The 19,943-nt window shown below is 44.6% G+C and carries 22 protein-coding genes; 15 read left to right on the top strand and 7 right to left on the bottom strand.

Going from position 1 to position 19,943, the window contains the following annotated elements; genetic code table 11:
- Positions 1-15: 15 nt before the first annotated feature.
- From ACH59B_RS23870 to ACH59B_RS23860, 3 genes are read left to right on the top strand one after another with little or no spacing between them, the layout of a single operon-like run.
- Positions 16-2,043: a DUF4163 domain-containing protein gene (locus tag ACH59B_RS23870; protein ID WP_349365374.1), complete on the top strand. Its 2,028-nt coding sequence runs from the start codon at positions 16-18 to the stop codon at positions 2,041-2,043.
- 21 nt (positions 2,044-2,064) lie between these two features.
- Positions 2,065-3,459: a hypothetical protein gene (locus tag ACH59B_RS23865; protein ID WP_031462412.1), complete on the top strand. Its 1,395-nt coding sequence runs from the start codon at positions 2,065-2,067 to the stop codon at positions 3,457-3,459.
- Between the two features lie 28 nt (positions 3,460-3,487).
- The gene (locus ACH59B_RS23860) at positions 3,488-3,634 is read left to right on the top strand and encodes a hypothetical protein (protein WP_016822753.1); all 147 of its coding nucleotides are present in this window, start codon (positions 3,488-3,490) and stop codon (positions 3,632-3,634) included.
- Positions 3,635-3,885: 251 nt separating this feature from the next.
- Here ACH59B_RS23860 and ACH59B_RS23855 read toward each other — a convergent pair whose 3' ends face one another.
- The gene (locus ACH59B_RS23855) at positions 3,886-4,233 is read right to left on the bottom strand and encodes a hypothetical protein (protein WP_016822754.1); all 348 of its coding nucleotides are present in this window, start codon (positions 4,231-4,233) and stop codon (positions 3,886-3,888) included.
- 80 nt (positions 4,234-4,313) lie between these two features.
- On the opposite strand from ACH59B_RS23855, the gene ACH59B_RS23850 reads away from it, so the two are divergent.
- From ACH59B_RS23850 to ACH59B_RS23800, 11 genes are all read left to right on the top strand, one after another.
- On the top strand, positions 4,314-5,774 hold the full coding sequence (locus ACH59B_RS23850; protein WP_285693477.1) for a lipase family protein: 1,461 nt from the start codon (positions 4,314-4,316) through the stop codon (positions 5,772-5,774).
- Positions 5,775-5,813: 39 nt separating this feature from the next.
- The gene (locus ACH59B_RS23845) at positions 5,814-6,110 is read left to right on the top strand and encodes a WXG100 family type VII secretion target (protein WP_017428620.1); all 297 of its coding nucleotides are present in this window, start codon (positions 5,814-5,816) and stop codon (positions 6,108-6,110) included.
- Positions 6,111-6,602: 492 nt separating this feature from the next.
- Positions 6,603-6,947 (top strand): hypothetical protein, encoded by a 345-nt coding sequence (locus ACH59B_RS23840; RefSeq protein WP_013373571.1) that lies wholly within the window; start codon positions 6,603-6,605, stop codon positions 6,945-6,947.
- 174 nt (positions 6,948-7,121) lie between these two features.
- The gene (locus ACH59B_RS23835; RefSeq protein WP_263560906.1) at positions 7,122-8,195 is read left to right on the top strand and encodes an ABC transporter substrate-binding protein; all 1,074 of its coding nucleotides are present in this window, start codon (positions 7,122-7,124) and stop codon (positions 8,193-8,195) included.
- Positions 8,195-9,124: a nucleoside hydrolase gene (locus ACH59B_RS23830; protein ID WP_404302846.1), complete on the top strand. Its 930-nt coding sequence runs from the start codon at positions 8,195-8,197 to the stop codon at positions 9,122-9,124. Before ACH59B_RS23835 ends, ACH59B_RS23830 begins: the two co-directional genes overlap by 1 nt.
- Before the next feature lie 27 nt (positions 9,125-9,151).
- The gene (locus ACH59B_RS23825) at positions 9,152-9,973 is read left to right on the top strand and encodes an ABC transporter permease (protein ID WP_016822759.1); all 822 of its coding nucleotides are present in this window, start codon (positions 9,152-9,154) and stop codon (positions 9,971-9,973) included.
- A 6-nt stretch (positions 9,974-9,979) separates the two neighbouring features.
- The gene (locus ACH59B_RS23820) at positions 9,980-10,768 is read left to right on the top strand and encodes an ABC transporter permease (RefSeq protein ID WP_013312456.1); all 789 of its coding nucleotides are present in this window, start codon (positions 9,980-9,982) and stop codon (positions 10,766-10,768) included.
- A gap of 16 nt (positions 10,769-10,784) precedes the next feature.
- Positions 10,785-11,843 carry an ABC transporter ATP-binding protein gene (locus tag ACH59B_RS23815; RefSeq protein WP_016822760.1) on the top strand — a complete coding sequence of 353 codons (1,059 nt, stop codon included), beginning with the start codon at positions 10,785-10,787 and terminating at the stop codon, positions 11,841-11,843.
- A 28-nt stretch (positions 11,844-11,871) separates the two neighbouring features.
- On the top strand, positions 11,872-13,593 hold the full coding sequence (locus tag ACH59B_RS23810; protein WP_017428615.1) for an adenine deaminase C-terminal domain-containing protein: 1,722 nt from the start codon (positions 11,872-11,874) through the stop codon (positions 13,591-13,593).
- Positions 13,594-13,947: 354 nt separating this feature from the next.
- A complete protein-coding gene (locus ACH59B_RS23805; protein ID WP_031462407.1) occupies positions 13,948-14,424 on the top strand; it encodes a Dps family protein in 477 nt (158 codons plus the stop codon).
- A 150-nt stretch (positions 14,425-14,574) separates the two neighbouring features.
- Positions 14,575-15,738, top strand: coding sequence for a nitric oxide synthase oxygenase (locus ACH59B_RS23800; protein ID WP_290409755.1), 1,164 nt, complete (start codon positions 14,575-14,577; stop codon positions 15,736-15,738).
- Positions 15,739-15,762: 24 nt separating this feature from the next.
- Here the strand turns inward: ACH59B_RS23800 and ACH59B_RS23795 are convergent, their stop codons facing one another.
- On the bottom strand, positions 15,763-15,924 hold the full coding sequence (locus tag ACH59B_RS23795) for a hypothetical protein (RefSeq protein WP_017428612.1): 162 nt from the start codon (positions 15,922-15,924) through the stop codon (positions 15,763-15,765).
- A gap of 121 nt (positions 15,925-16,045) precedes the next feature.
- Between ACH59B_RS23795 and ACH59B_RS23790 the strand changes: the two genes are divergently transcribed.
- The gene (locus ACH59B_RS23790) at positions 16,046-16,504 is read left to right on the top strand and encodes a hypothetical protein (RefSeq protein WP_031462405.1); all 459 of its coding nucleotides are present in this window, start codon (positions 16,046-16,048) and stop codon (positions 16,502-16,504) included.
- 69 nt (positions 16,505-16,573) lie between these two features.
- Here ACH59B_RS23790 and ACH59B_RS23785 read toward each other — a convergent pair whose 3' ends face one another.
- The 5 genes from ACH59B_RS23785 to ACH59B_RS23765 all read right to left on the bottom strand — a co-directional run bounded on the left by ACH59B_RS23785 (position 16,574) and on the right by ACH59B_RS23765 (position 19,763).
- Positions 16,574-17,011: an AbrB/MazE/SpoVT family DNA-binding domain-containing protein gene (locus ACH59B_RS23785; protein ID WP_013373561.1), complete on the bottom strand. Its 438-nt coding sequence runs from the start codon at positions 17,009-17,011 to the stop codon at positions 16,574-16,576.
- A gap of 185 nt (positions 17,012-17,196) precedes the next feature.
- Complete coding sequence (locus ACH59B_RS23780; protein WP_016822765.1) at positions 17,197-17,916, bottom strand: 3-ketoacyl-ACP reductase; 720 nt, start codon at positions 17,914-17,916, stop codon at positions 17,197-17,199.
- A gap of 117 nt (positions 17,917-18,033) precedes the next feature.
- Entirely contained in the window at positions 18,034-18,885 is an 852-nt protein-coding gene (locus ACH59B_RS23775; RefSeq protein WP_017428576.1) for a DUF4097 family beta strand repeat-containing protein, read from the bottom strand.
- A 4-nt stretch (positions 18,886-18,889) separates the two neighbouring features.
- On the bottom strand, positions 18,890-19,441 hold the full coding sequence (locus tag ACH59B_RS23770; protein WP_017428577.1) for a DUF1700 domain-containing protein: 552 nt from the start codon (positions 19,439-19,441) through the stop codon (positions 18,890-18,892).
- Entirely contained in the window at positions 19,434-19,763 is a 330-nt protein-coding gene (locus tag ACH59B_RS23765) for a PadR family transcriptional regulator (RefSeq protein ID WP_016822768.1), read from the bottom strand. Before ACH59B_RS23765 ends, ACH59B_RS23770 begins: the two co-directional genes overlap by 8 nt.
- Positions 19,764-19,943: the final 180 nt, after the last annotated feature.

Below are 19,943 nucleotides of genomic sequence, written 5' to 3'. Positions count from 1 at the left end.
AGCGTGATCTCCAGCATGAGTTACTTGAAGTATGTGCGAATTTGTTACGTGCTGTTATTACTCATTTCCTGTGTAGTGCTGAATGGATGCATGAAGGGACAGGATTCTCCAGCAACAGAAACAAATCATGCGCTTTCTCTCCAAAATGACGTTAAAACGATTTCTTATTCGAAAATGTTGGATGCGTTAGTTCAAAAACTTCGTATAGTCAACGATGAGAATAAGGATTCTGATATCAGACAAAACAAGCTTGAGGAGTTCACACAGGAACTTAATTTGTTGTTAAACGAGCCAGAAAGTGTAGAGATGAAGGATGGAGAATTAGTAGAAAAATTCGATAACAATCTCACTATCTTAACAAAATCGTTTCAGTTAAAAAGTGGGCAGCTAAACGTTAGGGTTATGAATTATAGAGCACCTAAAACGCTGACAGGTACGATCGGAGATAAATACACATTTATTCAGTGGTGGAGTTCGAAGCAACTTGTACACGCCCAGATGATTGAGGATGGCGGGCCAGAATTGACTACAGACTTTGTGGTTCGAGATTCAGACCAAGGAATACAGTTGTGTTTAGGGGGACATGTTTCCATATATCATCCAGACCCCGTATTTATTGATTTGTGGGAGTTGTCTGGACAAAAGTGGACGCAGAAAAGTATAGATGTAGGTAAGATAAAGCTCCCGGATGCGTGGGAACTGAACAAGGATACGAATGAGCCTATTATTATCGAGAATCGACAACATGATAGCATGAGTATCGAGGTTTTAGACCACGGCGATGGTTTCTTAATAAACAGTGATGATTCTGAACAAAACCTTATCATTGAGTTCTCCAAAAGTGGAGAAGTCCGTATTGATTCCGAATATAGCATCGCCTCGAATACTCATGGTGAACCGCAAAGCTATGAGCTCACTCGAGAGAAGTATTCAAAAAATGGGATCGTGATTAAATACCCTCAAATTACAAAACTCAAGGATATTGCAAAGCAAAAATCTTTAAACCAAATTCTTAAGACTGATGCTTTAGAAGGGTTACAAAACTATGCGGATTCCAATTCTGGAGTTCATGTCGAAATTGATTATGAGATCAAACGACAAAGTGAACGATTCTTGAGCGTTCAATATACGGGTATTCGTTATGTGAAGGACGCAGCCTATCCTACTCATATGTTTTATACGACGAACCTGGATATGAAGCAGGCTTCAAGAATAAGATTGAGAGATCTGATAAAAGTCGAAAAACCTTTTATTGAGCTTATAAAAAGCGGGAAGATTACAGCTGTTCAGCCGGAGCAACAAGGATTAATCGGTGATTTCACAAAAGACGATTTGATGCAATTGTTAGCCAACGCAGATGTAATCAAAGGTTCGCTTGCGGAAGTAGAAATGGAATCGTTTAGTTATCTCACAAATGATTCGTTGGGGATGAGTGTACCTATGGCTCATGTAGTAGGGGACCATGCGGAGTATGAAATTCATTTTGCACAAATTCCAGAGAATATCAGGCAGAATGAGGAACTATGGAGTGAGCTAAGTTCTGTTGAGGATCAGTCTGTTTCCACAGTTGGCGGTGAAAAATTGGATACCGACCAATATGAAATTGAAGAGTCGCAGTCTTTTCAAACTACTCTCGAAGGCTTTGGAAAAGTACGTTTTGTATCCACATATGGGTATCCAGAAGGTTTTCGTAAATTCTTTTTCTTCCTACTGGATGACCAAGGACATATTCTATATCCATTCCCCAATTTCTACGGGAACCGTGAGTGGGTTGCACGTTACGAAGGAGTAGAAGCAGTGGCCTTCAAGGATGTGAATAAGGATGGATTGAAGGATGTTATCATCATTGCGGATGTTGACAACGGGATTCATGGGCCTGGTAGAGTTGATGAATTCCCTATAGCGGATATTTATTTTCAGAAAACAAATAAAACCTTTACCACGATCCCTGCATTAGATGAGACTCTTAACGATCAGGGACATAATCAAACCATTCAAGATGTCGTTCAATATGTAAGCAAACAACGGATAAACGTAAATTAACCGACAAAAGGGAGCGGTAACATGGGATATCCAATCATCAAGTATAACGGGACGGTTTTATCTCTTAAAAACCCGAAAGTTAAAGTTGTACAGAAAATGAATGAGCATGTGAAAGTCTTTTTGACAGGTGTGTTAACGGGTGCCCAAATGGAAGAATATACAGATCATATGGAAGCAGGGGCGAAGTTAGTTATATCTTATGTGAATGATGATCATAAACAGATTGTATTATTTCGAGGATTAGTCGCGCAGTTTAGAATCAAGTTGGTGTCCAATGTAGCCCATTTGGTCGTCGAAGCTCTATCCTATACAAGCCAGCTGGATGAAGTGCTTCATAGACAAACTTTTCAAAATGTAAAGATGAAGCTGCAAGTATTGCTCGAACATGTGCTCAAATCCTATCCCAAAGCCAATTGTACGAGCCGCTTAAAAGATCAGCTTTTACAGGAATTTACGATGCAATTCGACGAAACAGACTGGTCGTTTTTGAAACGTATAGCGTCTCGACTCGGTTGGGGACTGATATCTGATCCGATTGGAGAAAAACCTCAGTTTTATTTTGGATTACCGAATGGTGTCAATCAAGGGGAGCTCAAACAGTATAACTACTCCATGACCAGAAAAACCAAACCAGGTTCCGGCAAGGACGACAACCTTTTGTATTATAAAGTGCAAACGACAGGAGCCAAAGATGTCCTACTGCAAATTGGGGCTGAGGTTAAATTTAAAGGGAAAACTTTATACGTCCTGCAGTCTGTGGCGTTTATACGTCATAGTGCTTTGTGGCATGAGTATGTGCTGACTACAGCGGATGGAATGAAGCAGGATTTGATTGTAAATGAGAGCATTCGTGGCATCTCGTTGAAGTCCAAGGTCATTGGAATCGAGCAGGATCATGTGAAGGTTTTCTTTTACGAAATGGACAAGGTCAAGCCGAACGTAAAGGAAACCTACGCGTTTCCAACGGCTACATTTTATACATCGGAAGGAAATACAGGATGGTACTGTATGCCGGAGTTGTTTGACTTTGTAGACATTTACTTTCCGACCGCTAAAGAAAAGGACGCCATCGTAACTCATTCAATCCGCAAGAGATCCAAAGGGGGCGACTTTATTAAGGACCCGTCCACGAAGATCTTTATGACCAAGTACCGCAAAGCCATTATATTTGAGAAAAATGAAATTTTAATCACGGGGAACGACGATGAAGTAGTGATTCGACTGCTAGATGACCACGGCATCGAATTGCGGAGTAAAAAGGACATCCGTGTTAAGGCTGATGGAAACCTAGTACTCAATGCGGGTAACACCATACAAGTCACAGCCAAAGATGCCATTGGTTTAAAATGTAAAACGAGTTTGGTCGAAATGGACGGAAACATCAAAATGACTGGAGAAAAGATAAAGACGCAGTAAATAAAACCACCAAGGGAGGGGGAAAAGCATGGCTAAAGTAACTACAGGAGCAATCGTGAATGAGAAAACGCCGACCCAGGAAGATATGGTTCAAGAATGGAAACGTAAAATAAGCAAAGGCGAATATCCTTTTATTTATATAAATCAGCCTCTCGCTCAAAGTGAAAAACGTTAAATAAGTCAGGCAACGTGTAAACAAGGCTCCTTAGGAGCCTTATTTCTATGTTCATCTGTGCAACTTTCACCTAACATACAGTTACAAAGACCTATTCCGCCCAAGCTATGTACTATGACCAGAAATACTGAATCCAATGACTTTATACTTATTTTTCCTCTCGGCTATATCACTCGTAAATAGGATGCACTATAATTATACTACTTCTTAATTTGGGAAAAATTAGACGTTAACATTTATAATAGCCCTTCTCAGGAAGAAGGGGTCTTGTATTTGGGAACTTCGCTGTCGATAAACCAATCTGGCCCAGAGACGTCGATTACTTCTTTGGTTTTATAACTGTAATAAATAGTAATTTTGCTGTCTTCGTGACCTTTAATGTACCCATACAGATATATTCTTGAGTGGATAGCCGGATCGTCCACAACATAATCTTTTAGTATGAAATCAGCATTATAGTGTTCTTTAATAAATTCCACGCCGATCGGAGTGGCGACGTCTACTAATTCTTTTTTCTCTTTGTCGGACAAGCTGGAACAACCTCCTAAATACATAATAATTAAAATAAGTGCCAGAATCAGTTGGATTTTTCTGTTCAAGTTACAATTCTCCTTTTCTGGTAATCACCTTTTTTCATAACTCTATAATATATTTACACAATAGACAAGGTGGGAATAACTTGACCTACATTAACGACAAAACATATTGGACCATTGCAGATAGAGTGTATGACCGGGATTTGACTGCTAAAGATGCTAAGAGCAGAATTCTTCCTGACTGGAAGATTGTTGAACCTGAAGGTGCTATGCTGCATGACACAAACGGTTCTGGATTCGATGCGACGGTATTCCATAACGAAAAAACCAATCAGGTGATCATCGGTTATAGGGGGACAGAACCTCCAGATCGGCCCAAGTGGAGCGTAGCGATGGACTGGGGGACGGACATCAGCGATGTCGTCGGAGGACGCGCAAAAACGTTGGAAGAAGTCCATCATTATTATGAAAATAATAAGGAAGAGGTGGCTAAACTCCCACCACAAGTGCAAACTGCATTTCTTCAATATGAGGAAAAGTATCAGAATAATCAATTTACACAAGCTCAAAATCTATATGATGTTGTAAAAAAAGAGTATCCTTCTGCTGAGATAACGACCACAGGCCATTCTTTAGGAGGAGCGGAGGCAGAATATGTGGCGGTGCGGAATGGACTGACATCCGTCAGTTATAATCCACCAAGCATTGTACATCTATTACCGGATGATCTTCAAAAGAAGGTAGAAAATGGCGATTTTCGAAAGACGAATGTCGCTTATGTCAACCCGAAAGATACTATTGGTTCGGGAGTTAATGATGCACAGCCACATGTGGGTGCAACCTACTTTATAGACAATGATTATAAGACAGCTAATGCAGCCAAAATCACTGTTCCTGTTTCATTACCAGTCGAAAGAGAAAATAAATGGGCCAACTTTTTTTTGGGACCCAAATGGACTCCCATTGTTTATGTCCCAATTACGTTGCCCATGATGCAGCAAGATGCAATTACCAAGTTCTATAATTCGGTATTGGGTGAAGCAACGCATAGCATGGATCATTTCACATTTGATGAAAATGGCAATATTAGCAATCCGCTGTACACCATGGATGGACAATTGGTAGAAGGAAATCCGCGGGTCCAGGCGTACGAGCAAATGCTGGCTGCGCAGGCAGAGCTCAAGCAAGTCATGGGCGATTTGGTCGAACGCTACGGTGGACAACTGGGTGCCTTCGGTCAGTTTGCTGCTAATGCCCTAGGTGTGAATTTGATGGGAGCAGGCCAACAAAATGGCCGCGCTAATAGTGGAGCTTATTTTGTAGGCAACAAAAATGGGGGTACAATTCAATTAACACCTGAAGAGCTAAAGCATGCGGCTAATCAGATGCGCTCTAGCTTGCATGGATTTTCTAGTGATACCCGTGCGTCCATTCAGTTATTTCAGGCTCATATCGGAACAAGTGAAAGTCAGTCATTGACCCCGCTTGCGCATAGTGCTACGGCGACACTGGATCGAATTAATCGCTGGTATCAGGAATCGATTACAGAGATAGCAGAGTACATCGATCGCAAGGGTCAGGAATTTACGATGGTGGATCAATAAGAAAGAGCAGCTGGAAGAACACAACGGGAGGCGAAAGAGATGAGCAGAATATCTTTGAGCCTGGGGGATCTGCGGAGGGCTGTACAGCAGTGCGAGCAGCTAAAGCAAAGACTTCAGCATCAGGAGCAACAGATGAAAACTATATATAGTCGTCTGCAAGACTGGCGGGGTGAATCAGCTGCTGAATTAACACGCAAAATGGAGGCGTTCCTCCAAGGAACCACATTACGGATACACGAGTTGGATGAGCATAAAGAGCAGTTGAAACGTTATATTCGCAAAATGGAAGAAGCTGATCGGCGGGAAGAAAAGCGCAAACGAGCAGCACAATGGTGATTAGGCGTATATCATAGCTAACTTTATGTTGTTGTGCCAGCTACATAACTTAAAAGAACCGTACTATCGCTAGGGGACTTCTGCGGGGTACGGTTTAATGGTGTGTACATAAAAAATACATATATAGTAGAAGAAAAAATATCTCCCGAAATGCGAAAATAGCATCTTTGGAGTCTGTAGCTTGAAGTTGCTGTTATTTTGGAGCATTGTTGTACGGGCTACAGTTAATGTAAGTTTCATCTGATCAATGGAAATAGCTACTTATTTCCTTTCGTTGTTATCAGCCCTTTGGTAGGATGGATCTAAACCGAGATTTTTGAAGTCGGTAAGTGTAAAAAATGTTCTAAAGCTACAAAGTTCGACATATTGTTCGCTTTTTCGCGATGTATACTATTGAATCAGGGATTTTAGTTTGCTATTTATCGCATATTTATGTATAATCTATCGTGTTGAAAGATTGATTGTACGTAATATGCTGATGAGGGTGGGTTCATGACGCTGCTCGACAGTAACGAAAGCAAGAAGCGGATGTGCCAGATTTACAATGAAGTTTCAAAGGAACTGTTCGGCTTCGGGACCACGCTGTTGCGGGCCACCGTTGAGAACAACATTGTTACCTTTGTAGCGAAGCACCGGCGTTCTCCACGCTCGGCGGCATTGGAAGTGGAAGCCCCCGGCTTGAAGCTGGAAGTGGATTTCCGAATGTCCATGCTGTACAAGAAGAGACTTCGCGAGAAGCTGATTGAGGATATGGAGCTCGATATAGAAGCTTTACTGCGCGATTATGATTCAGCAACGCAGTGGGCCATTACGAACATCATACTGAAAGAATCCTAATAAAATTGGATATTCGGCTTTTCGCTTCGGATCTATCTGAGGGGAGAACCTGTTATAACGCGCAGCGGGATCAACTTATTCTTTGTTTACGAAGAAAAGTATTCTTGTTTTACAAGAGTACTTTTCTTTTTTGTGTCATAAGGTGTGCAGAATAAAAAACAGGGGGAGTTTCATATGAAAAAGTGGTTTAAAGGATTTATGGCTGTGACCTTGGCATCTGTGGTACTGGCAGGTTGCGGCAGCAATGCTACTGGTGGTCAGGCAGATGGAAAAGATGGCTCAGCTGATGGGAAAAAGAAACTAGTTATTTCCACATGGGGCTTCTCCGAGGACTTTTTTAATAAAGAAGTGTACGCGCCTTTTGAAAAGGAGCATAACGTTGATATTGTTGTAGAAATCGGAAATAATGCGGAGCGATTGAACAAAATCAGTCAAGGCAGCACGGATGTCGATCTGATTTATCTGTCTGATTATTATGCCCAACAGGGGATTCAACAAGGGCTGTTCGAGAAGTTGGATCGCAGTAAAGTGCCGAACTTGAACCAAATTTATGATATTGCCAAAGCACCGCTGGGTGAGGAATATGGACCTGCTTATACAGTTGGACGCCTCGGTATTGCCTATAATCCGGAACTGGTGAAAAAAGATGTGACCTCCTGGGCTGATCTGTGGGGCACTGAATTCAAAGGAAACGTGACTCTGCCGAATATTACGGCAACGGCTGGGCCGATGATGGTGGATGCGGCCTCCAAGGTAGCGGGTAGCAAGGAATTTAATGAAGACCAAGCCTTTGGGAAACTGAAAGAGCTGAGTCCGAATATTGTTAAGTTTTATAGTAAAACGTCTGAGTTCGTAAACATGTTTAGCCAGCAGGAAATTGCGGGCGGTCCGATTATGGAAATGTACTTCAAAGATTTGCAGGCAGCTGTGCCAGGGGCGAAATTTGTGGCTCCAAACGAGGGTGCCTACGCAGTAATGAACACAGTTAATGTAGTAAAAGGGTCTGACCAGAAGGAGCTGGCTGAGGAGTTCATCAACTGGCAGCTGAGCAAGGAAGTTCAAGAAAAATCCGCCAAAGCAAAGGTTGATTCTCCGGTGAATACACAGGTGGTACTGTCTGGTGCGGATACAGAGGGAATTACGTACGGTACAGATGTAGTGAATAAGCTGACCAAGCTGGATATGAAATTCGTTAACGATCATATCAAGGCATGGACAGATCGCTGGAACCGGGAAGTTGCACAATAATGAAAAAGATCATATTAGATGTAGATACAGGCATTGATGATGCGTTGGGTATTTTACTTGCGGCCAAAAGTGGTCAGCTGGATATCCAAGCGATTACTACAGTATGCGGTAATGTTTCACTTAAGCAAGCAACACTGAATACATGCAAAATCCTCAACCTGCTGGATAGACCGGATATTCCGGTCTATCGGGGGGCAGAGGCTCCATTAATACGCAAAGGCCTGCACGAGCACCGTGTTCATGGAGAAGACGGCATCGGAGGCGCATTGAGTGGAATGGTCCCAGCCATCTCTGCATCCGAAGGTTTCGCACCGGATATCATCATTGATACGGTGATGGCTCACTCGGGGGAAGTAACGCTGGTTTGCACCGGACCGCTCACCAATCTGGCGTTGGCGCTGCTGAAGTGTCCCGATCTGACGGATCACGTCCATGAGGTCATTTTTATGGGCGGCGTTATTCACGGATGCGGCAATATCACACCTGTAGCGGAGTATAACATGTACGCTGATCCTGAAGCCGCACGGATCGTATTTCACGCAGGATTTGGTCGACTGATACAAGTGGGGCTGGATGTAACACGGAAGGCACTGCTGACTGCCGATCATGTTGCTCGTCTGACCCGTCCGGAGATTCGTAATTATGTAGCTGAAAGCACGGCTGTTTATACCAAGCGTTATGAAGAACGCAACGGCGTAAAAGCGTGTGCGCTTCATGACCCGCTTGCCGTAGGTGTGGCATTGAATTCAAGGATAGTTGATACCTCCCTGTTATATGTCGACGTGGAAACCTCCAGTCGTATATGTGACGGACAAACGGTAGGCGATGTGCAGAACCGCCTCAATCATAGTCCCAATATGACTGTGTGCGAACAGGTGGACAGCGAAGCTTTTCTGGAACTGTTTATCCAGGTGCTGAACAAGGAATAACATTTTGATAACCGCAAGGAGCTACCCATGAAGAAAACATACTTGTATTGGCTGCTGCTGCCAGGTTTGCTCTTTCTGGCGGTGTTCATGGTCATCCCGATTGTGTTGACGATCGGTTCGACCTTCGTACAGAACAGCTCATTCACCCTAGAAGGCTATCTCCATTTCTTCAAGGACCCTTATTTTCTGAAAATATTGCTGACTACGCTGGAGGTCAGTGTCGTAACGACCCTCGTATGCGTATTGCTCGGTTTTCCGACAGCTTATTATATTTCACAAAAGGCCCCGCGTCGTAAAGGAATTTTACTGGCGCTGGCTATCTTTCCCTTGTTGACGAGTCCGGTGGTGCGGTCATTCAGCTGGATGGTCATATTGGGCCGCAAGGGATTACTCAATAACGTGCTCATCAGTTTAGGACTCGTGGATGAACCGCTGAATATTTTGTACACTCCGGCAGCGATGATTATTGGTCTGGTCCATTTGTTTTTGCCGCTGATGATCATTTCACTGATTGGTGTGCTTGAAAATATCGACGGTGACCTTGTCCATGCTGCGCAGAGTCTTGGAGCTTCCAGATTCAGCGCATTTCGTAAAATTGTATTCCCGCTGTCTGTTCCGGGTCTGATCATTGGAAGCATTCTTGTTTTCGTGGGCAGCCTGACAGCTTATACGACCCCAGCACTGCTGGGAGGAAAACAGCGGGTTATCGCTACATTTTTGTATCAAAATGCGATGACGCTTAACGACTGGTTTTTAGCTTCTGTTATCGCGACAATTATGATTGCTATTACATTTATCGTGGTCGGTCTCTTAAATAAGGCGGCCCATAAACTCAATCCGAAGGGGTAGGTGGATATGCGGGAGAAACATTACGGACTAGGCTTCTTTAGCCTGCTGGTCTTCATCTTTCTGCTCGGTCCGCTGTTGATCATATCGGTCACTTCTTTCGAGCCGGGCACGGTATTAAAATTTCCTCCGCAGGGCTTTTCCTTGCGCTGGTATGAAAATATTTTTGAAGTGGATTTGTTTATGTCCACGTTCAAAACGTCGATTGTCGTCTCTCTGCTGGGCAATATCTTGGCGTTGTTAATCGGTATGCCAGCCGCTTATGCACTTAGTCGGTTTTCCTTTCGCGGGAAGGATGCGCTGAATGCCTTGTTCCTTTCCCCGTTACTTATACCAGGTATTGTGCTTGGTTTTACACTGCTGCGTTATTTGATCATTGTGTACCATTTACCGGTATACGCTGGACTTTTGATCGGACATACGGTGATTATGCTGCCGTTCATCATTAGAGTCATTGCATCCAGCTTGTCTAACTTTGATTTTGCGATTGAGGAAGCAGCGCTTAGTTTGGGAGCTGGACGGCTGGAAACCTTTTTCAAGGTGGTTCTACCCAACATCCGCTCAGGTATTATTGCGGCTATCCTGATTGCCTTTCTGGAATCATTCAACAATGTCGACATTTCCGTCTTTATGACAGGACCGGGCTTCAGCACCCTGCCTATTCAAATGCTGACTTACGTCGAAAATTACTTTGACCCGACGATTGCAGCGATCTCGGTTATGCTGATGATTTTAACGGGTATCCTGATGTTCTTGATTGAACGACTGATGGGATTGTCTTACTTCACTAAAAGGTAATGGAGGCTTCAACCTTATGGCACTGCTTACTCTGGATCGCGTTTCGGTCGCTTATGACAACCAACTGATCTTGCAGGATTTCGATTTGCAGCTCGAACGGGGGCAATTGCTCTCGTTGCTCGGACCGAGTGGTTGTGGCAAAACGACTACACTTCGTCTTATTGCAGGATTTCTTGAAGCTAAACAAGGAACATTTTTGTTTGGTGATAAGGATTATACCCGGGTTCCAGTGAATAAACGGAACTTCGGTTTTGTATTTCAAAGTTATGCGCTTTTCCCGCATTTGTCAGTTTTTGATAATGTAGCCTTTGGTTTACGCTTGCGTAAAGTAAAAGAAGATGATGTAAAACGACGCGTTATGACTATGCTGGATACGGTGAGCCTGGGGGGATTTGAAAAACGTTTCCCCGGCGAATTATCAGGCGGGCAGCGTCAACGTGTGGCGATTGCACGAGCGCTTGTAATTGAACCCGATCTGCTGTTGTTTGATGAACCTCTGAGTAACTTAGATGCTAACCTGCGTGTGAATATGCGCGTAGAAATCCGCCGTATTCAACAGGAACTGGGCATCACTACCGTATATGTATCGCACGATCAGGAGGAATGTTTTTCGATTTCTGACCAGGTTGCGATTATGAATAAGGGGAACATCGAGCAATTAGATGCTCCATCGACCATTTTTAAATATCCGACGACCGAATTTGTCGCCCGCTTTATTGGGTTTAATAATTTTCTAAGCTTTGACGAGCGCACTGAAGAAGGGGAACGTATTCGATTGAATACAAGCGACCTTTCGTTTAGCGTAGTGCGTAATCAGGGTACAGTCCAACCGGGTGCTCGCCAAGGCGCTATTCGCCCGGATGATTTGGTCATTCGAACTGAAGGCAACGAGACAGGAGAAAATGAGCTTCCCGGTGTCATTAAGGTAAGTACGTACCTAGGACGCAGCTATCAGTATGTGGTAGAGACAGCGAAAGGAAACTTTACGGCTAATCAGGAAATGGATACGCCTTACTTGAGTGGTCAACGGGTTACCCTGCATTTTCCGGCAGACAAAATGGTGCTGGTCCAATAATCAGCGGGTTCGATGAAGGAGATACATCATGCGTGCAGACAAAATGATTTTACAAGTTAAGGTGTATAACAGTTACTACAAGACGTTCGAGGAAGGCAATGTGGCTATACTTGACGGCAAGTTTATGTATATCGGTCAGCGCGGTCTGGAGTCTTTTGAGGCTGCTGAAATTGTGGAGGGGCACGGGAAATATATGATTCCCGGCCTAATCGACATCCATCTGCATATCGAAAGCACAATGGTGACACCAGCAACCTTTTCCTATGGACTCATTCGCAATGGGGTCACGACGATTGTACCAGAACCGCACGAAATGGCGAATGTTTTCGGACTGGAAGGCATTCAGGAAATGATGGAGGCCAGCAAAGATTGCGTGGCTGATATGTTTTACGGGATTCCTAGCTCTGTTCCAGCGACGCCTTTGGAAACCTCAGGGGGTGAAATTGACATCCCCGAAATTGATGCTTTGTTGCAAACGGGTGAGATGATCTGTCTGGGTGAAATTATGAATTATGTGGATGTCATTCGTGATCCGGAAAGCAAGACGAACCGCATCTTACGCCACGTTCGTGAGCACTACCCAGAGCTGATCATTGAAGGCCATACGCCGCAGTTGCTTGATCTGGATCTGCATCAGTTGATCTATGCAGGAATAGGCTCAGACCATACCCACCAAAGCATTGAGGGTATGAAGGCCAGAATGGCCGCCGGGATGTTTATTGAGATCCAGGAAAAATCCATGACCCCTGAGGTGATGGACTATCTCATTCAGGAAGACGTGGCACAACATTTTTGCTTCGTAACGGATGATGTGATGCCGGACTCTTTCGTAGAGCGAGGGCATCTGAACCACATCGTAAGTAAAGCGATCGGGATGGGAATGAAGCCTGAGGATGCGATTTATGCAGCGACGTATACTCCTGCTGCCCGGATGCGTATGCATGACCGCGGGACCATTGCGCCAGGGAAAATAGCCGACTTCGTGCTGCTATCGGATCTGGAGCAATTTGATGTAGAGCAAGTCTATAAGGACGGACTCAAGGTATTCGATAAATTCGAGGAATACCATCAGGCACCGGTAAAAAGTTGCTTTCCCGCCCACTTTTATCAAAGTGTGAAGCTCAATCCGCTTACGGAGCAGGACTTTACTGTAAAGTTGGATGTAGCTGATGGCGCACATCCATGCCGTATTATGATGGTCAAGGATGGATCTACTTTTACAAGCGAACGGATCGCACCTGCACAAGTAGAGCAGGGTGAACTGGTATGGGAACATGGTGAACATGGACTCATTGCTACGTTTGAGCGGTATGGCAAGAACGGCAACCGTGCTTACGGTTTGATCGGGGGAGATACGATTAAACGCGGGGCAGTGGCAACCACCTATTCGCACGATAACCATAACTTGTTGGTCGTGGGGCATAACAAGCAAGATATGATATTGGCCGCGAATACGGTTTTATCCAGCCAAGGGGGCTTTTGCGTAGTTGAAAATGGCAAGGTGCTGTCCCATTTACCGTTAACGGTGGGCGGAATTTTAACAGAAGGACCACTAGAAATGGTTGCTGCCCATGTGAAGGAACTGCGTTCAGCCTTACTGTCGCTGGGCTATCGCCATTACAATCCAATCATGTCGCTCAGTACTCATTCTTTGCCAGTTAGCCCGGCTTTGAAAATTACCGATCACGGCTTGATTGATGTAAATGCAGGCAAAGTTGTATCCTTAATCGTGGAACCTTCTGAAATATAAGAATAAAAGTAGAGCTGATCCATTGTGGGTCGGCTCTTTTTATTATGTAGCAGACAAAATTAACATCTTGTAGAGGCTAATTGTTGTAACCTATTTATGATGCGTTGGGAGTACTTGATGAATATTAATCAATTGGCAACTTCACATAATCTTCATGATTAAACTCTAATAAAGTGCTTGAAAAACACTAACATAGTGTTATAATTAAAACAGGATTTAGATTAAGTCTAAATTAATCGCTAAATATTTTTTAGCTTTAAGCATGGGATTTAGAAGAAAATCAGATACTACTGCTAGCGAGTATCAAGCATCACTCAACTATACTATGAATCATAACGAGAGGGGATTTTACACATGAGTACATTAAATCATACGAACGCACCTACACAAGAGGCAATTCAAGAATTGCATAAGGCTTTGAACCGTCAGGTCGCTACCTGGTCTGTGTTGTACACAAAACTGCATTATTTCCACTGGTATGTAAAAGGACCTAAATTCTTCACACTGCATGCTAAATTCGAGGAGCTTTATAATGAAGCAACAGCTAATCTGGATACGATTGCTGAACGTTTGTTGGCTATTGGCGGCCGTCCTGCTGCGACCTTGAAGGAGCATTTGCAACTGTCAGCTATTCAGGAGTCCGCAGGCGAGCAGACAGCTGAAGATATGGTGAAGTCCGTTGTAGCCGATTTTAAAACGATTACTGTTGAACTGGCTAATGGTATGGAAGCAGCAGAAGCGGCACAGGACAAAGCGACAGAGGATCTTCTGAATGGCTTGAGAGAAGAAATGGATAAACATATCTGGATGCTTAGCGCATATCTGGGATAAGTTTCTGGGAGTGTTTTCCACGGATATGGAGATCAGGTGAACAAGATATACATCCCGTTGGTTCCGGCCTGCTACTGGAGTATAATGACAAAGAAGCATGGAAGACCACAGGCTCATAAGGAAGTGAGCTGCCGGGATGGGGTGTAGGTTATGGAAGTGAAACAACAGCTTTTGCATGAAGCGGAGCAGTTTATATATACATGTTATGAGGAGCTGGGTCGAAGCCGCGATGATGCGGAAGCCCGGCTTCTTCATATTCGTCACGACATAGAGACTACTGGAACATACGATCATACTTACGAAGAGCTGGAACACGGGGCACTTATGGCTTGGCGGAATAGCAATCGTTGTATCGGTCGATTGTTTTGGGACAAGCTATTGGTCAGGGATGCACGTGGAGCGTCAGATGCGACGCAAGTAGTCCACGAGCTACTGGAGCATATCCGTATAGGAACAAACGGCGGTAAAATTAAGCCAACGCTTACTGTATTTCGTGCCTCCCAGCCGGGACAGCCGAATATTCGTATCTGGAACCATCAACTCATTCGTTACGCTGGATATGAAACGGCTCAAGGGGTCATCGGGGATCCAATCTCGGTGGATTTCACCAATGCTTGTAGGGATATGGGGTGGCAAGGAGCGATGACTGCTTTTGATGTATTGCCGCTGGTTGTGGAAGCGGGGGGTCAGCCTCCCAAGCTCTTTGATATTCCTGAACATTTGGTGATGGAGGTGCCTATTGAGCATCCAGAACTCTCTTGTATAGCCACTCTGGGATTGCGCTGGTATGCTGTGCCTATGATTTCGGATATGACACTGGAGATTGGCGGTATCATCTATACAGCAGCTCCGTTTAACGGCTGGTATATGGGGACAGAAATCGGTGCCCGTAATTTTGCGGATACCTTCCGTTATAATATGTTGCCACAGGTGGCAAAACTGATGGGGCTGGATACGACGAGTGAAACAACGCTATGGCGTGATCGGGCGCTGGTGGAGTTGAACATTGCTGTGCTGCATTCTTTTAAAAAAGCAGGAGTCAGCATTGTCGACCATCATACCGCAGCGGCCCAATTTAAGTTGTTTGAGGAACGGGAAGCCAAGGCTGGCCGCGCACTGACAGGTAATTGGACGTGGTTGATCCCACCATTATCCCCAGCAACCACACATATTTTTCATAGTTCTTACGATAATCGGCTTGTGAAGCCGAATTTTGGAGTTCAGGAAAAGCCGTATATGACGAGACAGGCTAAACCAACAACAGATGTAGCGCTGCCGGAAAAGCCGCAAGGTTGTCCTTTTCATTCTGGTTAACCTAACGGGATACTGATTGCTGGATCAGGAATCCGGTTTATCCCCGACAACGATCAATAGGGTCGCGATCGGCCCTATAAGTAGTGAGAGCGCAAACCAGTTAAGCCTGCTCCGATTTTTGGACTGTGCCAAGCCGGCATTAATAAGGGCAAGTGTTCCCCAGCCTAAATAATAATCTTCTGGCATGGTATTCTCCTTTGTAAAAAGGTATAATATCGTACTGTGTATTGTATGAGTACATTCATAATTTCATAAGTTATATCGTAAATATAACTTTATATATCTTGGTTTGAGGAGCGAAGCTAAGTTGGAGAGAGATCAGGCAGAGCGCATTGTCGCTGAGCTTTTGGAACGGGCTGCTATAGGCGTAACAGTGAAGCTGGAGAAACGTTTTCCTGGTGGACGGCTGATTGGGGGCAAATATGCTATGCATGCTCACGCCATTACCATGTATACGGATGTTATTGAAACACAATGTTTACAGATGTTCGGCAGCGCGGATCGAGTTGAGGAGTATTTTACGGTTGTGCTTGCGCATGAGATCGGGCACGCCGCCGATACTGAATTAGTGGGTCTCTCCGATGCGATGGAGCAAGAGAACATGATCGGGACCCGGCAACGGCTTGCGCTGCAAATTGAGGAAAACGCATGGAACTATGCGCTTAGACTGGTGCCTGAAATAGAAGCATCGTTTATTTCTGCCGTAATAGACGAGTCCCTGCTTGCCTATCGAGTCCCGATTGTGGAGCAGTCTGACATTGCGTAATAATGAATGATTCCAGAGCCGACAGGCTCTTTTTTTATTATTTTTAACAAACGAGGTGAACGGATAGATTCAAAGGAGCAGCTTTTTAAGCTGTGAGACGCGACCTTGAGACAATTCCAGCATTTCGGCTAATTCTTTTTGAGAGACATTAGGGTATTCCTCCATGAGCTGCTTAAGTTTATTCAGGAGCTCATTCTGATTTCTGTAGCTCCTTCTTTTCTTCGGCTGGACAGGACGTGCTTCACTCAAATGACTGGAGGGATTATCGCTCTTCAGGTTCTCAATACAACTCTTGCATATCAGATGATCTCTGAAATAGCTTAAATGATCAACGGCACCACAAAAATAACAAGAAACCCCCGTATACTTGCGAATCATCAGTCCCTCTGGTGTAATAAAAAAATCGAGAGCATCTCCAATATTAATATTCATAGAAGTGCGCAGTTCTTTGGGTAGCACAATGCGTCCCAAATGGTCTAGTGGTCGTGTCATTCCTGTATTCTTCATCATTTTTCCCCTTTCTTGGAATGCGCTTATGGTTGCTGGAATTGTATGTTATGTATGCTGGAAGTACAAAGCGCTTATATTACAGTTTGTTTTGGTATAGCTATCCTAAAAAAAGCTCCGGCATGACGAACAATTACGTCTGCCGGAGCTTGGTGCAGCCAATGAATCTAAGATGTCATGTCGAATTACTGTGGGTTGGTTGTCCAAATGCCAGCTACTTTTAATTGAACCCGTGGCGGCAGCTTCAATGCAGCTAATGTCAGATCGGCCAAATCCTGCGGCTGAAGCATGCGGTCCTCGTCACCAATATTCAATCCCGCATTTACCGCCAATTCTGTATTGACCGTGCTTGGAGTCAGCGCGGTTACCCGAATATTGGATTTGCGAACTTCCTGCATCAGTGCTTCCGTGAAGCCCATCAAAGCAAATTTGGATGCGCAATATGCCGAGCCTGTTGCAAAACCTCGTTCCCCTGCTGTGGAGGAAATGTTAATAATATTTCCGCTCTGTTGCGCCAGCATGCTTGGAAGAGCGGCGTGTGTAACATAATAGGTTCCCATCAGGTTTACGCGAATAATACGTTCCCACTCTTCGGGGTCCATATCTGCGACTGTGCCGAAGGTGGCGATGCCTGCATTGTTGATCAAAATATCGACGGCACCCAGCTCATGCTCCAGTGAAGCTACAGCAGCAGCGGCCTGTGTACGATCCGATATATCTGCAACAGCACTCACCACTTTCACACCGTATGTACTCCCCAGTGAATCCTGCAGCTTTTGTAGGTCGGTCAATGTGCGTGAGATTAACCCCAGATTAACGCCTTCCTTGGCCAAGGTCTCGGCAATTGCCTTACCAATTCCTTTGCTGGCTCCTGTAATAATGGCTGTTTTGTTTTTAAGTTCCATCCAGTCTCCTCCTTATCACTATATAACGTGGTTGTGCATCTGAGCACATGGTTACATTATACTAGGTTAAACCCCTTGAACCAAACTTCGCCTGATGAGACATTATGTAGTAGCCTCCTATTTGGAAATATCAATATCCCCTGAAGTGGTTTCGACCTTGATCACGCTCGCGGCGCCGGGAACAGATTCGGGAGTGTTTATGCTTCCAGAGTCAGAGTGGACATTATAGACACCTTTAAAATCGAGAGCCTGCTTAATATTTACATCACCGGAATCAGAATTCACTTCCAAGTTGGATACGGTGCGTTGCGTAATATTAGATTCCCCTGAGGTTAGGGATAGAAGGCCGTTACCGCTATAATCGCGGATGGTGACATCTCCTGAAGTAAGCTTTAGCTCCATATCTGCTGTAAGCTGATTGGCTATAAAGTTACCGGATGTTAGATTTGCGATCAGGTGGGTACTTCGGAGGTTTGTAATCTCGGCAGTGCCTGAGGTAGCAGTAATAGAAGTATTCTCCACGGAGGCATCTTGAAGTTTTACATTTCCTGAATGTGTATCTACCTGCAGATCAGCTAGTGTTTCCCCAGCAGGCATCTCTACAGTAATCGTTTGATCCAAATCAGGGGTAAACGAAAGGAATGACAAGGAAGGGGCCGGCTTCGATTGAATGGTAAGCTTACCGTTCTCAATTCGGGCATTATGAATCTGGTCGGCTACTTTTGTCTGAACTTCTCCGCTGATGCGTATCGTACCTTGGTCGCCAGAGCCAGGAGTGAACAAAATAGAAACATCATCAGAACTGTCCACTTTCAGGTTTTGAAGCTGACCACGTGTGAATGTCCATTTTTTATTTATAGCTGTTGTTTCTTTCATTACTTGTTGATTCCATGGAGCACCGTAGACCACCATTCCGGCTACACCGATGACAATGCACAATCCAGCTGCAATAAACCACATTTTATTCATGTTGTTAGTAAGCTCCCCTCAGGGTAGTCTGATTCCATTTCCAGTATCGCACTGTGCCCTTTACCATAAGGAGTAGGAGATAACGTACCCCAGGCAGCAGCAATAGCCCCATACCTGTTAACGTGATGGAGAAGAAGAATTTGGTCGGGTAAAAGGTGCTGTTGAGCGCATAATCAGTGACGGCGAGTAGAGGGGCTGCAACGAAACTGACCGCCACTGCGGTTAATGAAGCCCATACCGCCCATAGGGTAGCTAGAATCGGGATGGAGATCAACAAGTTGAGAAACAGCAGCCCTAAGAAAGTAAAAAGATTGCGTGCGAAGCTTCCTTGGCGAAGTGGAGGGGAAGCGTTCCAGCCTACATTGGGAACATCCAATGCTTCTCGGGCAATATCCTCTGGGTTCCCCAACTCATGGGCAATTTCAGTTTCGCTTTTTCCATTGGCCAAGCCGTAGTCAAAATGCTGGCTCAAATCACTAAGCAACTCATGGCGTACCTCTGCAGGGAGAGGAGATAGGCGCTGCTCCACCTCTGTAAGAAACTGTTTTCTATTCATCAGGATCTCCTTCCTTCAGTAGGCTTGCGACATGATGGACAAAATCATTCCATTCCCGTGTAAGTAATCTTGTATAATGGCTGCCGGTATCGGTCAGCCGGTAATATTTACGGGGCGGGCCCTCGGTCGATTCCTGTAAATACGTCGTGCAGTATCCCTCGGATACCAGACGGCGAAGCAGTGGATATAGGGCTCCCTCTGCTACTTCGATATGACGGGAGACGGCTTGAGCCAATTCGTAGCCATAGCGGTCTCTACGTCCAATTAGAACTAGAACGCATAGTTCCAGTACCCCTTTTTTGAATTGGATGTTCACATTCACGAGCGATGCTCCCTTCCTGATGTAATCATAATTCATAGGTGTCGTTCGGAATAAGGGGAAGAAACGTGTGTTTGTGCATAATTTGTCACGGGTACTAATTATAAATCAGTAGTCAGGTATAATTTAACATCATGTACTGATTAATGCAAGGTACTAAATTTTTAATAATAAAATCTTCGG

This window comes from Paenibacillus sp. DP01 (assembly GCF_044784315.1).
GTDB lineage: Bacteria > Bacillota > Bacilli > Paenibacillales > Paenibacillaceae > Paenibacillus > Paenibacillus polymyxa.
The sequence above is the reverse complement of the archived record's forward strand: the minus strand, read 5'-3'. Positions and strand labels throughout refer to the sequence as shown.

What these genes read in the sequence shown, in the direction of transcription:
- ACH59B_RS23860 (WP_016822753.1), top strand. Translation starts at nt 3,488, where the DNA reads ATGGCTAAAGTAACTACAGGAGCAATCGTGAATGAGAAAACGCCGACC.
- ACH59B_RS23825 (WP_016822759.1), top strand. Translation starts at nt 9,152, where the DNA reads ATGAAGAAAACATACTTGTATTGGCTGCTGCTGCCAGGTTTGCTCTTT.
- ACH59B_RS23830 (WP_404302846.1), top strand. Translation starts at nt 8,195, where the DNA reads ATGAAAAAGATCATATTAGATGTAGATACAGGCATTGATGATGCGTTG.
- ACH59B_RS23800 (WP_290409755.1), top strand. Translation starts at nt 14,575, where the DNA reads ATGGAAGTGAAACAACAGCTTTTGCATGAAGCGGAGCAGTTTATATAT.
- ACH59B_RS23780 (WP_016822765.1), bottom strand. Translation starts at nt 17,916, where the DNA reads ATGGAACTTAAAAACAAAACAGCCATTATTACAGGAGCCAGCAAAGGA.
- ACH59B_RS23775 (WP_017428576.1), bottom strand. Translation starts at nt 18,885, where the DNA reads ATGAATAAAATGTGGTTTATTGCAGCTGGATTGTGCATTGTCATCGGT.
- ACH59B_RS23870 (WP_349365374.1), top strand. Translation starts at nt 16, where the DNA reads ATGAGTTACTTGAAGTATGTGCGAATTTGTTACGTGCTGTTATTACTC.
- ACH59B_RS23805 (WP_031462407.1), top strand. Translation starts at nt 13,948, where the DNA reads ATGAGTACATTAAATCATACGAACGCACCTACACAAGAGGCAATTCAA.
- ACH59B_RS23810 (WP_017428615.1), top strand. Translation starts at nt 11,872, where the DNA reads ATGCGTGCAGACAAAATGATTTTACAAGTTAAGGTGTATAACAGTTAC.
- ACH59B_RS23795 (WP_017428612.1), bottom strand. Translation starts at nt 15,924, where the DNA reads ATGCCAGAAGATTATTATTTAGGCTGGGGAACACTTGCCCTTATTAAT.
- ACH59B_RS23785 (WP_013373561.1), bottom strand. Translation starts at nt 17,011, where the DNA reads ATGAAGAATACAGGAATGACACGACCACTAGACCATTTGGGACGCATT.
- ACH59B_RS23840 (WP_013373571.1), top strand. Translation starts at nt 6,603, where the DNA reads ATGACGCTGCTCGACAGTAACGAAAGCAAGAAGCGGATGTGCCAGATT.
- ACH59B_RS23815 (WP_016822760.1), top strand. Translation starts at nt 10,785, where the DNA reads ATGGCACTGCTTACTCTGGATCGCGTTTCGGTCGCTTATGACAACCAA.
- ACH59B_RS23835 (WP_263560906.1), top strand. Translation starts at nt 7,122, where the DNA reads ATGAAAAAGTGGTTTAAAGGATTTATGGCTGTGACCTTGGCATCTGTG.
- ACH59B_RS23820 (WP_013312456.1), top strand. Translation starts at nt 9,980, where the DNA reads ATGCGGGAGAAACATTACGGACTAGGCTTCTTTAGCCTGCTGGTCTTC.
- ACH59B_RS23845 (WP_017428620.1), top strand. Translation starts at nt 5,814, where the DNA reads ATGAGCAGAATATCTTTGAGCCTGGGGGATCTGCGGAGGGCTGTACAG.
- ACH59B_RS23770 (WP_017428577.1), bottom strand. Translation starts at nt 19,441, where the DNA reads ATGAATAGAAAACAGTTTCTTACAGAGGTGGAGCAGCGCCTATCTCCT.
- ACH59B_RS23865 (WP_031462412.1), top strand. Translation starts at nt 2,065, where the DNA reads ATGGGATATCCAATCATCAAGTATAACGGGACGGTTTTATCTCTTAAA.